The sequence below is a fragment of the Saccharospirillum impatiens DSM 12546 genome, assembly GCF_000423605.1.
GTDB classification, from domain to species: domain Bacteria; phylum Pseudomonadota; class Gammaproteobacteria; order Pseudomonadales; family Natronospirillaceae; genus Saccharospirillum; species Saccharospirillum impatiens.
Map to the genome: position 1 here is coordinate 29,875 of NZ_AUIH01000008.1, position 14,534 is coordinate 44,408.

The following is a 14,534-nucleotide window of genomic DNA, read 5'->3' on the forward strand; positions in this document are numbered from 1 at the left end:
AGCATAGGGAGCAAAGATCCCGGCCATCCAGGCCCGACAGACGAAAATTTGATAGGCTGATAGGACCCAATCGACAAAGCAAGATGAGGATGCCGAATGAGTAGCAATTTAATGAGCCTGGGATCGACCGTTTTGGCTGCGGTCGGTCTGCTGATTCTATTGGCCCTGGCGGCCGGTCTGGTCACCATTGCAATCCTGTACGTTATTGATCGCAACCAGAGTAAACACACAATCCGCCGCAACTACCCGGTGATTGGGCGCTTCAGATACTTCTTTGAACACCTCGGCGAGTTTTTTCGTCAGTATTTTTTTGCCATGGATCGCGAAGAACTGCCGTTCAACCGGGCTGAACGCAGCTGGGTGTATCGTGCCGCCAAAAACCTCGACAACACCATCGCCTTTGGCTCAACACGCTCACTGGAACCAACCGGGACCATGATGTTCATGAACTCGGCTTTTCCCACGTTGAGTGACACCGCCTCCCGCTGGAAACCCAAACTCATAGGTCCGCACTGCCGCCAGCCCTATGAGCCGAATTCTTTTTTTAACATATCCGGGATGAGCTATGGCGCCTTATCGAAACCTGCGGTTCGGGCATTGTCGCAGGGTGCGAAGACGGCCGGTTGCTGGATGAACACCGGCGAAGGGGGGCTATCTTCATTTCACCTCGAAGGGGGTTGCGACCTGGTTTTTCAGTTAGGTACGGCAAAATACGGTGCCCGGGATCTGGAAGGCCAACTCAGCGACAGCAAACTGCGAGAGATTGCCGGCCATGATCAGGTGAAGATGTTTGAAATCAAACTGAGCCAGGGCGCAAAACCCGGCAAAGGAGGCATTTTACCGGGCGATAAAGTGACCCATGAGATCGCTCAGGTTAGAGGCATCACCGTCGGTGAAGATTCAATCAGCCCGAACCGACACCTCGACATAGCGTCAAATAACGACCTGCTCGCCATGATTCACCGAATTCGTGACATCACCGGCAAGCCGGTCGGGTTCAAATGTGTGCTGGGTGATACCGACTGGCTGGTGGCTTTGTTTGAGTTGATCCGTGAACGAGGCCCGGAGTCCGCACCGGATTTTATCACCCTCGACAGTGCCGACGGTGGCACCGGGGCAGCCCCGCAACCACTGATGGACTATATTGGCTTACCCGTCAGGGAAAGCCTGCCATGGCTGGTCGACCAATTAATAGCCAGCGGGCTGAGGGACCGCATACGGGTCATCGCATCGGGCAAACTCATGGTTCCCAGCAAGGTAGCCTGGGCACTGGCCACCGGAGCGGATTATGTGGTCTCGGCACGCGGATTCATGTTTTCGCTGGGCTGTATACAGGCGTTGCAGTGCAATAGAAACACCTGCCCGACCGGTGTAACCACTCACAATCCACAGTTGCAGAGAGGCCTGGTACCGGCTGACAAAGCTGCACGGGTTGCTCAATATCATCAGCAGATGGTGTATTTCCTGGAGATGATTGCTCACTCATGCGGTGTTCCCGGTCCGTCGGAACTGGAACGCAAACACGTAAGAATGGTTACTGACAGTGGGTTTTCAGCACCGCTGGATCATTTTTACCAGAACCGGATACCCCTCCATAGCGTTAAATAGGGGCGTCGTTGACAGGTATCGTCCGCCAGTTGTCGGGCAATCGATGCCCACCACCCAATGTTCAGGCGGTGGGCATCACGCAGAGGTCACTCAGCTTTTTCAATCTTGATCTGACGCCGTGAACTGGCCTGACTGAGGTCGCGGCCAATGGTCACCGTCAGCACACCGTTCTTGAAACGAGCAACAACATCGTCGACCTTGGCGTCAGAAGGCAACGCCAGCACTCGTCTAAACTGACCGTAGCTGCGCTCAACCCGATGCACCCTTTTGTCTTTCGTATCCTCATGTTCCGAGTGCTTTTCTCCGCTGATCACCAGACAGTCCTGCTCCAGAGTCAGTTTCAGATCTGCTTCCTCGACACCAGGCACTTCCGCGGTAATGACATAGGTGTCTTTACGCTCGGCAATATCAACGTTGGGTCTGAGCATGTCTGTACTGTCAGCGAACCAGTCGGAATCATCGAACAGGCTCGGCAGTTGAGTACTACCAAATGCCTGATCAAACAGCCGGTCCATGTCATCGCGCATGCGTATCAATGAAAACAGCGGCTTGCGTCGATCAATGGCGGACAATTCGCGGCTATCCTGATGTTTGAACCAGTTTTTGGGAGCCAGCTTTGATTGGGATTGATGTGTGTTTTCCATGGTCTTATCCTGTCGTTAGTGCCTATTTGATCCCGAACACCACAACCGGTATCAGGAATCTCCAGTTCGGGATTCGTCACTGAAACACCGCAACAGACCAGCACCATACCCGTGACTTCAGTTCACAGACTAGACCGACTATTGCGCGAACCATTGATCCAGATCAACATCCCGTCATCTCTAACAAAGCGACACAATTCACACAGGAACACGCCTTCAGGTCGCGGCGTCAGCGCTCCACGATATGGCATGCCCACCTTTGATCGGACTAGGTGCGAATAGCGGGGTTGCTCAAAAGCCTTTTCAGGACGATTTATTGGGGCAAACGGGCTATTCCCATCTATAATCAAAGGCTAATGTTCAAACGTTCCAGGTGCCCAAGCCACTATGGTCAACGCATTTCTCAGAGCACTGTGGGCGCTGCCTTTGGTTTGGTCACTGGCGTTGGGTGCACACGCCCTGTCTCCGGCCATGACACTGGATGAAGGATGGCAATACCGCTGGGGTGATTCACCGTTCACAGAGGATGGTGTTCCGATGTGGAGTCAGGATCCACCCGGTAGCGAAACCTGGCAATCCATCGACTTCCCCTCCAACCCGCCCGGGCGCAACGGACAAACCAATGTCTGGTACCGGGTCACCCTGCCAGATAGCCAATGGTGGGAGCCCATCCTCTATATTTACAGCGTTGACCTGATTACGGAAGTCTACCTGGATAGCGAAAAAATCTATCAATACGGCACCTTCGACGATCAGGGTCAGGGCTCATTCGAGGGCTGGCCCTGGCACATGATAACGCTCCCTGAAGGCTTTCAGGGCAAGCCACTTTATTTCCGCATCTATTCCAGCTACAGCGACATCGGATTGTGGGGTGAAGTAAAGATTAACTCTCGCCAGGATCAGGTGCTGACGTTGCTGGTGAGTTCAGCCGATGCCCTGGCGGCCAGCGCTTTTTCCCTGCTGATTGCCGTGTTGGCGTTGTTTTTTGCATTGATTGAAACCCAGCGAAGAACCTTTGTCAGTGTGGGATTGTTTTCATTGTCGTCGGCCCTGATGGTAACCGCTGAAAGCCCCGCCAGCCTTCTGTTGTTCTACCAGCCTATCGCGTGGGACTATGTCGCCGCCGGTGCCTATTTCATGCTGCCCGTGGCCATTAGCCTGTTACTTGAACAATGGTTGCCTGAAACCAGATTCCGGTTGATACGCAGACTCTGGCAAGGTCATCTGCTGTATCTGGTCGGCGCACTGGGTTTGTCTTTGCTGGGTTTTATCATTCTGCCATCCGCATTTTATGTGTTTGACTTTCTATTACTGGCAACACTGACAACCCTGTTCATTTTAGTTATGCCCAACCTGCGTAAGGTCAACCGGGAACAACAGGCTATTATTGCCAGCTTTGCCCTATATTCAGCCTTGTTGATCACTGACATGGCGGTCGCCCATGGTTTCTTACCCTGGAATCAAACCCCGCTGAGCTGGGGTGGGCTCGCGTTTTCTGTGGTTATCAGTCTAATATCGCTGCGCCAGTATCATCAGACCCGCCAGGAACTGCATGCCCTCAATCAGCAACTGGAACTGAAAGTCGACGAGCGCACACGTAAACTCGAATCACTGGCCAATGAAGAACGACTGCGCACCCGGATTCTGTCGTATGAACACGAAAAAAACCTGTTGTTGAATGACCTGGTTACCCGCTTGCATGCCAGTCAGACACTCGAGCAAGGCTTCGACAACCTGGCCAGCGACTTGCCAGCTTATACCCAGCCACTGGTTGGCGCTCTGTATCGTCGCCTGAATGACACCCCGGATTTTATCCTGCTGGCGCAGTGGGGTGAACATGAGCTGGGCTTGCCCGAAGCCTGGCCCCACAAGAAGATAAACAACGCCAAGCCATCAACCTATCTTGATCCGATGAGTCAGGCACGAATCAACCTTGACGGGCACCCATACTGGGCCTTTCCAATTGCCGTCGAAGATGTTGACCGCGGCAGCGATGTCCTGGGTCTGCTGATCATTGCATTGCCTGAACAGGTCGCGGCGGGTGAACGCCGCAGCGGGCGCGGACACCTGTTTCAATCGATCCGTCAGGCAATGGACAAGGTGGGAGTTCTGTTGTCGAGTGTAATCCTGCGGCAACGCCTGGAAACGCTGTCTTATGAAGACTCGCTCACTGGCTTGAAAAACAGGCGTTTTTTCAATGAGCTCTATGCCCGTGAATCGGCCATTGCCCTGCGAACCCAAACGCCTCTGAGCTTCATTATGGTCGACCTGGATCACTTTAAGGAGTTCAACGATCGCTACGGTCATCAGGCCGGTGACGGGGCCCTGCGTCTGGTCGCCGACACCATGCGCAGCCGGTTTAGAGAAACCGATGTCATATGCCGCTATGGGGGCGAGGAATTCATCGCCATTCTACCCGGTGCAAACTCGGCGGATGCCGAAGTACTGGCTGGTGACATTCTGATTGCTGTCAATCAGATACCGATCATTCATGAGAACCGGGGCTTGGGTCACCTGACATTGTCCGCCGGTATCGCGACCTGGCCGGAGCATTGCGCCGACCCCGATGAATTGCTGGTTCTGGCCGATAATGCCCTGTACCGCGCCAAGGAAACCGGCCGCAACCGGGTTTGTATCCCGGCCCGGCCAGCCCCCAGTAACCTACCGGAGCCAACAAACTGACCTTATGATGCGCACAGTTGACGTACTGCGGAATGCACACTATCCTTCCTTATATTAGATGTTTCTAAATTAAAGTGACAAAACTCTCTCAATCAATGTGAATCAGTCGCTTACCCACAAGGGGAACAGGATGAAAACCTATCAGATAGTGATCGCCGGTGGTGGGGCTGCCGGAATATCAGTTGCCGCCTCGTTGAAGCAGCGCGACTCCAGCCTGACCATCGCCATCATTGAGCCTTCGGAAACGCATGTATATCAGCCCGGGCAAACACTGGTGGGTCGCGGAGTCATGTCACTGGAACAGCTCAAACGACCAACCCGGTCTTTCATTCCAGCCAATGTCGACTGGATAAAAGCCTCGGTTACTGAGTTCAAGCCTGAATCAAATGAGGTTGCACTCGACAATGGCGACACGCTGACTTACGAACACCTGATTGTTAGCCTGGGTCTCAAGTTGAATATCGAGGGTATTGAGGGGTTGAGTGAAACGCTTGGCCAGAATGGCGTCACTTCGAACTACGTAACCGAGTTGTCTGCCTACACCTGGGAGCAGGTACAGCAACTCAGATCCGGCCGGGCTCTATTTACCCAGCCGCCCATGCCCATAAAGTGTGCTGGTGCGCCTCAGAAAGCGATGTACCTCAGTTGCGATTACTGGCTAAAAGAGCATCGACTGTCCGGCGTCGATGTTGAGTTTCACAATGCCGGTGCCGTCCTGTTCGGGGTTGGCGAATTTGTACCGGTGTTGGAAAGTTATGTTAAGAAGTACGGCATTGACACCTGTTATGGCAGTACGCTGATCAAGGTTGATGGGCCGGCCAAAAAAGCCTGGTTCAAACAGGGGGATGGCAGTGTGACGGAGACTCATTTCGACCTGCTGCATGTGACGCCTGCGCAATGCGCACCCGATGTTGTCGCCGGCAGCTCTCTGGCCAACGACGCTGGCTGGGTCGATGTCGATCAGAAGACGCTTCAGCACACCCGCTTTGCCAATGTGTTCTCGCTGGGTGATGTATGCTCGGCGCCCAACGCCAAGACCGCAGCTGCAGTGCGCAAGCAGGTTCCAATCGTGGCCGATAATCTGTTGGCTGTGCGAAAACAACAATCCATGCCGGGCGTTTACGATGGCTATGGTGCTTGTCCGTTGACCGTGGAAGTCGGGAAAGTCGTACTCGCGGAGTTTGGTTATGGCGGCAGCCTCAAACCCAGCTTTCCGCTAGACCCCAGGGTACCGCGCAGTCTGTACTGGTGGATGAAAACAACCGGTTTCCCCTGGGTATACTGGAACCTGATGATGCGCGGCAGGGAATGGCTGGTAAAAACCAACCCGTGAACCATACCGAACAAAAAAAACCCCGGACATCCGGGGTTTTTTTTGCGAAACGCTCCGTTAAACCTTGGTGGTTCTCAGGTAAGGACGGATCTCGTTCCAGCCTTGCGGAAAAATGTCCTTGGCTTCTTCGTCACTGATTGACGGCGGGATGATGACATCGCCACCCGGACGCCAGTCGGCCGGTGTTGCAATGCGTTTGGCATCGCCCAGTTGCAGTGCGTCGATCACCCGCAGAATCTCGTCAAAATTACGACCGACAGACATCGGATACGTCATGGTCAGTCGAATTTTTTTCTTCGGGTCAATGATGAATACAGAGCGCACTGCTGCCGTTTCACTCTCACCTGGGTGAATCATGTCATAGAGTTGAGCAATGGCATGATCGGCATCAGCAACAATGGGGAAATTCAACGTCGTGTTCTGGGTGTCATTCACGTCAAAGATCCACTTGTTGTGTTCTTCGACAGTGTCGGTAGACAGACCCAAAGGCTTGGTATTGCGCTTGGAAAACTCGCCAGACAGCTGCGCTGTGCGACCCATTTCGGTAGTACACACTGGCGTAAAGTCGGCCGGGTGGCTGAAGAAAAATGCCCAGGAATCACCCAGCCATTCGTGGAATGTAATCTTCCCTTCCGTGGTTTCAACAGTAAAGTCGGGTGCGGTATCGCCTAATCGTAACGTCATCATCTTGCTCCTGATCGTTGGTTGACTGAATCGGTATGGCCGACAGGCCATCCATGAATCCACTATATTAGATAATCCTAATAATTAAACCGCTTGCTGGACTATCCACATCATAGCAACTGCCTATGGCAACCAACCTTGATCATGGTCAATAATATGAAATATAACTAATATATACTGTCAAAACTATTTCCTCAGAGGTATGTCATGGAACTCGACCCCCTATTTCTGTCCCGACTGCAATTTGCATTTGTTGTCTCTTTCCACGCCATCTTTCCGGTCTTTACGATCGGTCTGGCCTCTTACATCGCCGTACTTGAAGGCTTTGCCTATAAGTCCGACAACCCGGTCTGGTCGATACTGTCGCGTTTCTGGACCCGGGTGTTTGCCGTAGTGTTCGGCATGGGTGTGGTGTCTGGCATCGTGATGGCATTTCAGTTCGGCACTAACTGGAGCAATTTCTCCTACACAAGCGCCAACTTTCTCGGTCCGATCCTGAGTTATGAGGTTGTTACCGCCTTTTTCCTTGAAGCCGCTTTTCTGGGCGTCTTGTTGTTCGGTCGGGGTAAGGTGCCACCCGGCGTTTTCCTGTTGTCGGCCATTTTGGTCGCCACCGGGACTTTCATTTCGTCGTTTTGGATACTATCAGCCAACAGCTGGATGCAAACACCAGCCGGCGTCGAGATGCGAGGCGACCTGCTGTATGTTACTTCCTGGATGGACGCCATTTTCAATGCTTCCCTGCCCTATCGATTTGCTCATATGGCGCTGGCTTCATTCCTGACTGCCGGTTTTGTAGTGGCAGGTGTCAGTGCCTGGTATCTGCTACTTGGTCGCGAGGTCAGGGCAAATCGGGCGGCGTTGTCGATGACACTCTGGCTACTGCTGCTTATCGCGCCCCTGCAAGCCTGGGTTGGGGACCTGCATGGCCTCAATACGCTGGAGCATCAGCCCGCCAAGGTTTCAGCTATGGAAGGTAACTGGGAAACACGAAGCAATGTCCCGTTGCTACTCTTTGCCTGGCCGGATCAGGAAACACAGAGCAACCGGTTTGAGATTGGTATACCTGGCGCAGCAAGCTGGATTCTGACGCACGATGTAAACGGTATTGTCCCGGGTCTTGATCAGATTGCCCGGGAAGATCAGCCTCCGGTCTGGCCCGTTTTCTGGTCTTTTCGCGTGATGGTCGGGTTGGGTTTGCTGATGATTGCAACCGCCGTTGCCGGCTTGATCCTGAGACGAAACGGCGCTGTATACAACACTCGCTGGTATCTGCATTCACTGAGGCTCATGAGTATTACCCCGTTTGTTGCTGTGCTCGCTGGTTGGTTCACAACAGAAATTGGACGGGGTCCCTGGCTGATCTACGGCATCATGCGATTTGAGGAAGGATTAACCCCGTCCCTCCAGGGCTGGATGGCACTGACCACTCTGATTGGCTATGTGCTTGTCTATGCCATTATCTTTATCGCAGGCCTGTATTACCTGATGCGACTTTTGCGCGATGGCATGGAAAGCCAACCGGCGACCGAACAGGAAGATGCGCCCTCACACCGCGCCAAGCGCCCGCTGTCCGCAGTGGATGTTCCCTTTGAAGAAGGAGCCCGATAATGGAATCCATGTTTGATCTTGTGCCCATCTGGGCGGGTATCATCGGTTTTGGCATCATCATGTACGTGCTGATGGATGGTTTTGATCTCGGCCAGGGCATTCTGTTTCCCTTTGCGCGCAACGAACAGGACCGGGATACCATGATGAATTCCGTGGCTCCGGTCTGGGATGGCAACGAGACCTGGCTGGTTCTGGGCGGAGCAGGCTTACTGGCGGCCTTTCCACTGGTTTACACCGTCTTTTTACCGGCGCTTTATCTGGGTGTTTTTGTGTTGCTGGCCGGGCTTATCTTCCGGGGTGTTGCCTTTGAATTCCGGTTTAAGGCACGCACCTCCAAGTATCTGTGGAGTTGGTCATTCTCGGTCGGTTCGATCCTGGCAACCTTCGCACAGGGAGCGGTCGTAGGGTCCTATATTCAGGGGTTTGAAACTGAAAACTTCCGCTACGTCGGTGGTGCCTTTGACTGGCTGACCCCCTTCACTGTGCTGACCGGGCTTGGCATGATTGCCGGTTACGCTCTGCTTGGCAGTACCTGGCTTATACTGAAAACCGAAGGTGCCTTGCAAGACTGGGCGTATCGCATTACCCCCAGATTGCTGGTTATGGTTGTCGCGGTATTTATCGTGATCAGCATCTGGACACCGCTGATGGACCCAATGGTGATGTCACGCTGGTTCGATCAGCTTAGCCTGATCTGGCTATTGCCAGTGGGCGCGTTGATCTCCATGGCCATTCTGGTCAGAGCACTGATTAAACGGCAGGAAGCATTGCCATTTGTCGCCACCATGGGAATCTTTGTCTTCACCTATCTGGGGCTGGCAGCCAGTAAGTTGCCCTACATCGTGCCACCCAGTTACACCTTGTGGGATGCGGCTTCGGCCGGTGAATCGCAACTCTTTTTGTTGATTGGTCTGCTGTTCGTGATTCCCTTTGTATTGATGTACACCGCCTGGACCTATTGGGTATTTCGCGGCAAGGTTAAGGCGGGCATGGGTTATCACTGACAGTGAAGCTTCAACGGATACGGTGCAGGCGAAGGCGCTTCTGAGCGAACTGACGACACCCGTTAAAGGGCTGATCAGGTTATCCGCCCTTGCAGGCACCATCGCGGGTGTGGGCGGAATCCTGCTCTGGGTCGGTGTTGCCAGCGCAGTCAATGCGGTAGTGATTCGTGGAGAACCCGTGCATGCTGGTTTCGCACTCGCCATTGCGGGCCTGTTGTTGCGCAGCTCGGGCACCTGGGTTCAGGCACACTTTGGATCAATAGCCTCTTTACGGGCGCGACAATCGCTGCGCCAGCGCTTGCTGAACCACTGGGCGACGACCTCACCTCTGGCCCTGAAATCAGTGTCTCCGGCAGCTCGTGCCAGCCATCTGCTCGATCACACCGATGCGCTGGATGGCTACATCGCCCGGTTTCTGCCGCAGATGTCGATTACTCTGGCCGCACCGGCTCTTATCGTCGCTTTGGTGGCCACCCTGAACTGGGTGGCCGCCCTGTTGCTGCTGATATCCGCACCTCTGATCCCCCTGTTTATGGCGCTGGTGGGTATGGGAGCCGAAGCCATTAATCGCCAACACTGGCTGACCATCAGCCGTCTTTCCGACCAGTTCCTGGACAGAATTCGGGGGCTGACCACCCTGCAACTATTCGATGCGGTTGATACCGCCAAAACAGGACTGGCGCAAACCAGCGATGACTACCGGCGGCTGACACTGAGAACGCTAAGAATCGCGTTCCTGTCTTCGGCGGTGCTTGAATTTTTTGCGTCAGTTGCCATCGCCATGCTCGCTATCTACACCGGCTTCGGGTTGCTGGGCTATCTGAATTGGGGGCCGGCAGCTAACCTGGATCTGTACTCCGGGTTATTGATTCTGCTTCTGGCACCCGACTTTTTTCAGCCCTGGCGCACCCTGGCACAACACTACCATGACCGGGCAGCAGCGATAGGCGCCGCAGATGAGCTGGCTCGTGAAATAGACAACGGGCTAGAAAATAGGCAAACAACAACAGGCGATCATGCGCACCCAATACCTGCCCACGCCCAAGCGGTGAAATCTGAACAAAGCCATGCGATGGTGTCGATGCAGAACATAGACCTGGCGTTTGAAGGTCGCGGCCCGGTGGTACGCAACGTTTCGTTCAACATTCAACACCCGAGCTGGACAGTCATTACCGGCGAAAGCGGGTCTGGCAAGACCAGTCTGCTCAATATGCTGGCTGGCTTTCTGCCACCTGATGCCGGCACCGTAGAGCTCCTTGGTCAGCCACCGGGTCAGGAACCGGTATTGTGGCTTGGCCAGTTGCCCTGGTTACTGTCTGGCAGTTGGCGCGACAACCTGCAATGGCTGGCGCCAGGTGCCAGCGATGACCAAATGCTGGCAGCGCTGCACCGGGTCGAACTGGACACCCTGGTCCGTCAGACTCACGATGGACTTGATGCACCCATAGGTGAAATGGGGTACGGCCTGTCCGGAGGGCAAGCTCAGCGTCTGGCCTTGGCCAGAGCCTTTTTGTCCGATGCGCAAATACTCCTGCTCGATGAGCCAACAGCGGCGCTGGATCCACGCAGTGCCCGGATCGTGCTGACTCAGATCAGATCACTGATTACCGAGCAGCGCACAGTCATCATGGCCAGCCACGACCCTCAGTCGCTGACAGCGGCAGACCATGTGATTGACCTTAGCGGAAACAACCCAACATGAGCCCACTGCTTCCCTGGATCCGGTTGATTCTTCTACACCGGCATCGTGTAGTCACAGGCACCCTGTTAATGGCACTGACCCTACTGGCGGGCACTGCCCTGCTCGCGCTGTCGGGCTGGTTCATCACGGCCAGTGCGCTGACCGGTCTGCTATTAGCGGCAGGCGTTAGTGTGCATCTGGACGTCTATGTGCCGGGCTCGGGCATACGGGCCTTTGCCCTTACCCGCACTCTGGCACGGTATGGAGAACGCCTTTACAACCACGATACGGTGCTGCGTTTGCTGGCAGACATTCGGATCAGGCTGTTTAAAACGCTTGGCGAGACAGACCCCGGCGCACTCAGGGAAACGCATTCTGCGGTTTGGCTATCGCGGCTGACACGGGATGTAGATGCACTGGACAGCCTCTATCTGCGCTTGCTGGCGCCACCAATTGTGGCGGCACTGTCGACCGTTATGGTGCTTGGCACCATGGCTTTCATACTGCCAGTGGCGGCTGCCATACTGGCCGCCGGGTTTGTGTTGCTTGCGGCGCTGAGTACAGTTATACCTGCCTGGTTTGGGCGACACAGCGGCAGTGACCTGGTCACACTGACGTCACAGTTGAGGCAGTCGAGCATTGACTACCTCAGCGGATTGCCGGAATTGCAAGCCGCTCGTCGGGCGAATAACCAGGCAGAGACCCTCATGCTGTCACAAGATCGACTGCAGAGCCGACAGCGCCAGCAAACCCTGATCGACTCACTGACAGTGGCACTGCAGAGCTCGGTGCTGGGCGCTTTGGCGTTACTGACGCTGCTATACGGTTTGCAGGCCTGGCAGAACGGTCTGATATCCGGCCCCGTCGTCACACTCTGGACATTGGCTGTCATTGCCCTCGGTGAGGCCTATACCGGTTTGCCCAAAACCTTCGCCGAACTGGGTCAAACTCTGCGGGCAGCCCGGCAGTTAAACACTCTGGAGCCATTGCCCAAGCGCCGGCATGACGCTGCGGTAGCCACTGGGAGGCAAACCTCACTGCGCTCTATCATCTTACGTCAGGTGCAACCGGCCTACCCCGGACATCCCCTTTTAGCTCCGGTATCGGTGGAAGTGGCTGACAAAGAGACCCTGGTTGTCACTGGCGATTCGGGCAGCGGAAAAACCAGCCTGGCCAGCCTATTGGCAGCAGACAGGCCTCCGGTATCCGGGCAAATTCTGGTGAACGGCAAGCCGCTTGCGACGACCGACGGTTCAGCCTGGCGCAGCCGGATCAGTTGGCTGACCCAGGAGACTGTACTGTTTTCATCTACGGTGAGGGGCAACTTAATGCTGGCCAACCCTCAGGCCACAGAGCTTGAGCTCTGGGCTGTCCTGGCCGCCGTCAGGTTGGAGCACCGGTTTAAGCAAGCGCGCAAAGGACTCGATACCTGGATTGGGCAAACCGGACTTGCACTGTCAGGCGGTGAACAACGCCGACTGGCACTGGCCCGGGCACTGCTGCGACCAGCGCAACTGTATTTGCTGGATGAACCTTTCCGTGGCGTGGATACTGCGACAGCCCAACGGGTTCTGGCGAACATCAAACAGACACTGACAGGCAAAACAATGATCTGGCTTGCACATGAAAACAGTGTGCTACCCAAGGCTGACCGGCAGATTCATCTGAGTCGGTGAGCCAATCATCACTGCGCTCCGTAGGATATTGTTAAATCCTATAAGAGAAACTGTGATGCTGAATTTTCTGAAGAAAGACCCCACCAAGGCACTGCAAAAAGCTTATGAGCAAAAACTGACTGAAGCCCAGCAAGCGCAACGCAACGGCGACATTCGCAGTTACTCCATGCTCTCTGAGGAAGCTGAGAAACTCTACCAACAGCTTCAGGCTGCGCAGGCGGGCAATCAGTAACGACCCTCGACCACCGGTTGTTAACGTTGGATTGTCTTCACAAAGGGATCATCTCCCGCTTTGAAATCCCCTGCCTTGCGGCGCTGGAGTACCGTGTTAATGTAGTCTTCAGTGGCCACGGCCTGGCCAACATCCCGGCCTTTAGCCTGACTGAGATACCAACGATGCTCGAGAATTTCATGAAAAACCTCAGCGTCGTCCAAACTGCCTTTCAGGTCACTGGTAATGCTTTGCAGACTGGGGTTGAATACTTCTGAAAGCCATCGGTAGGCTGCAACCGGCTCAGGAACTTCACGCCCTTCATGCTCGGCCAGAAAGGCCTTGTAGCGACTGAGGTCGTTGAGTAGCCGGCGAGCCTGGTTCTCTTGAACCTGCAGCCCGGTCAGACTGTTCAACCGGCGCCGGTGATGCCAGTGTTCAACCACACGCGGTACCATGCGCACGCGCTGGCCGTCGTCGACCGTGGTAATTTCCATTTCTTCAACATCAAACCCAAGGTCATTCAATCGACGCACTCGTTGTTCGATTTTGAACTGATCTTCGGGCTCAAATATCTCGTCGTGGGTCAGCTCCTGCCACAACTTGTTGTACCGGTCGACGACTGAGTTGGCCAGTTCAACCGGGTCAGACCCTACCGGAAGCTGTTCTGCTGCTTCCAGATCCATCAAATCCCCAGCCAGGTTCAATTCCGCCAATTCCAGATCATAAGCGCGTTGGCCATCGCTCAATGTCGGATAAATCTCACTGGTTTCCGCATCGACAAGATAGGCCGCCATCAGACCGGCATCGCGACGAAACAAGGTATTCGACAATGAACAATCGCCCCAGTAAATACCGCTGAGGTGCAAACGCGCCAGCAATTCAACCAGGGCATCGAGCATCTGCCCCAGTTGCTGTTGAGAGATACCTTGCTGAATTATGATCCGATACGGTAACGCCCCTTCCAGATAATGGGTAACCAGCAAGGCCCGGTTACTCATGTCCATACTGTCGCCGACCAGATCGAACGTCGACCGGGCCTGTGAGACACCCTCATCCCGATTGGTGACCAGGCCTACCGGTTCGACGACGGGCAGTCCCATTTCTTCCATTTCACGCAATAAGTTGTATTCGTTGCGTGCGATCGGTGTCATCAACTCTTTGAGTGCGTAAACACGACCTTTGTTACTGATAAAACGGACAACGTTGCGATGAATCCCCCGAGCGACTTCAACAAAGAGTTCTGGCGGCCACTGACTGAGATGCTTGGACCAGGGGTAACGAAGATCCGTAATGTAGTGACTGGGAGAGTGAATCTGAATTTTCATGACTATTCCCTGAAACTGAAACAAAAAAACCGGCTTGCAAGCCGGCTTTTATAGGGCAACTACATGGCGCTG

General features: G+C 54.5%; 11 protein-coding genes. 8 read left to right on the forward strand and 3 right to left on the reverse strand.

Features of this window, described 5'->3' with window-relative positions:
• The first annotated feature begins 96 nt into the window (after positions 1-96).
• Entirely contained in the window at positions 97-1,608 is a 1,512-nt protein-coding gene (locus G565_RS0107520) for an FMN-binding glutamate synthase family protein (RefSeq protein WP_028670377.1), read from the forward strand.
• Between the two features lie 86 nt (positions 1,609-1,694).
• Here G565_RS0107520 and G565_RS0107525 read toward each other — a convergent pair whose 3' ends face one another.
• Positions 1,695-2,252 carry an Hsp20/alpha crystallin family protein gene (locus tag G565_RS0107525; protein ID WP_028670378.1) on the reverse strand — a complete coding sequence of 186 codons (558 nt, stop codon included), beginning with the start codon at positions 2,250-2,252 and terminating at the stop codon, positions 1,695-1,697.
• 387 nt (positions 2,253-2,639) lie between these two features.
• On the opposite strand from G565_RS0107525, the gene G565_RS23385 reads away from it, so the two are divergent.
• Both G565_RS23385 and G565_RS0107535 read left to right on the forward strand, forming a co-directional pair.
• A complete protein-coding gene (locus G565_RS23385; protein WP_051207549.1) occupies positions 2,640-4,934 on the forward strand; it encodes a GGDEF domain-containing protein in 2,295 nt (764 codons plus the stop codon).
• A 130-nt stretch (positions 4,935-5,064) separates the two neighbouring features.
• A complete protein-coding gene (locus tag G565_RS0107535) occupies positions 5,065-6,267 on the forward strand; it encodes an NAD(P)/FAD-dependent oxidoreductase (protein WP_028670379.1) in 1,203 nt (400 codons plus the stop codon).
• A gap of 57 nt (positions 6,268-6,324) precedes the next feature.
• Here the strand turns inward: G565_RS0107535 and G565_RS0107540 are convergent, their stop codons facing one another.
• Complete coding sequence (locus G565_RS0107540; protein WP_425413969.1) at positions 6,325-6,954, reverse strand: peroxiredoxin; 630 nt, start codon at positions 6,952-6,954, stop codon at positions 6,325-6,327.
• A 204-nt stretch (positions 6,955-7,158) separates the two neighbouring features.
• On the opposite strand from G565_RS0107540, the gene G565_RS0107545 reads away from it, so the two are divergent.
• From G565_RS0107545 to G565_RS26740, 5 genes are read left to right on the forward strand one after another with little or no spacing between them, the layout of a single operon-like run.
• A complete protein-coding gene (locus G565_RS0107545) occupies positions 7,159-8,562 on the forward strand; it encodes a cytochrome ubiquinol oxidase subunit I (protein ID WP_028670381.1) in 1,404 nt (467 codons plus the stop codon).
• Positions 8,562-9,566 (forward strand): cytochrome d ubiquinol oxidase subunit II, encoded by a 1,005-nt coding sequence (cydB, locus tag G565_RS0107550; RefSeq protein WP_028670382.1) that lies wholly within the window; start codon positions 8,562-8,564, stop codon positions 9,564-9,566. The genes G565_RS0107545 and cydB overlap by 1 nt, the downstream gene beginning before the upstream one ends.
• A 22-nt stretch (positions 9,567-9,588) precedes the next feature.
• Entirely contained in the window at positions 9,589-11,268 is a 1,680-nt protein-coding gene (gene cydD / locus G565_RS0107555; protein ID WP_051207551.1) for a thiol reductant ABC exporter subunit CydD, read from the forward strand.
• Positions 11,265-12,923, forward strand: a complete 1,659-nt coding sequence (cydC, locus tag G565_RS23390; RefSeq protein ID WP_037338206.1) for a thiol reductant ABC exporter subunit CydC — start codon at positions 11,265-11,267, stop codon at positions 12,921-12,923. The genes cydD and cydC overlap by 4 nt, the downstream gene beginning before the upstream one ends.
• A gap of 55 nt (positions 12,924-12,978) precedes the next feature.
• Positions 12,979-13,155, forward strand: coding sequence for a DUF6435 family protein (locus tag G565_RS26740; RefSeq protein WP_157600022.1), 177 nt, complete (start codon positions 12,979-12,981; stop codon positions 13,153-13,155).
• 20 nt (positions 13,156-13,175) lie between these two features.
• Here the strand turns inward: G565_RS26740 and G565_RS23395 are convergent, their stop codons facing one another.
• Positions 13,176-14,462, reverse strand: coding sequence for a DUF4032 domain-containing protein (locus tag G565_RS23395; RefSeq protein WP_084649277.1), 1,287 nt, complete (start codon positions 14,460-14,462; stop codon positions 13,176-13,178).
• Positions 14,463-14,534: the final 72 nt, after the last annotated feature.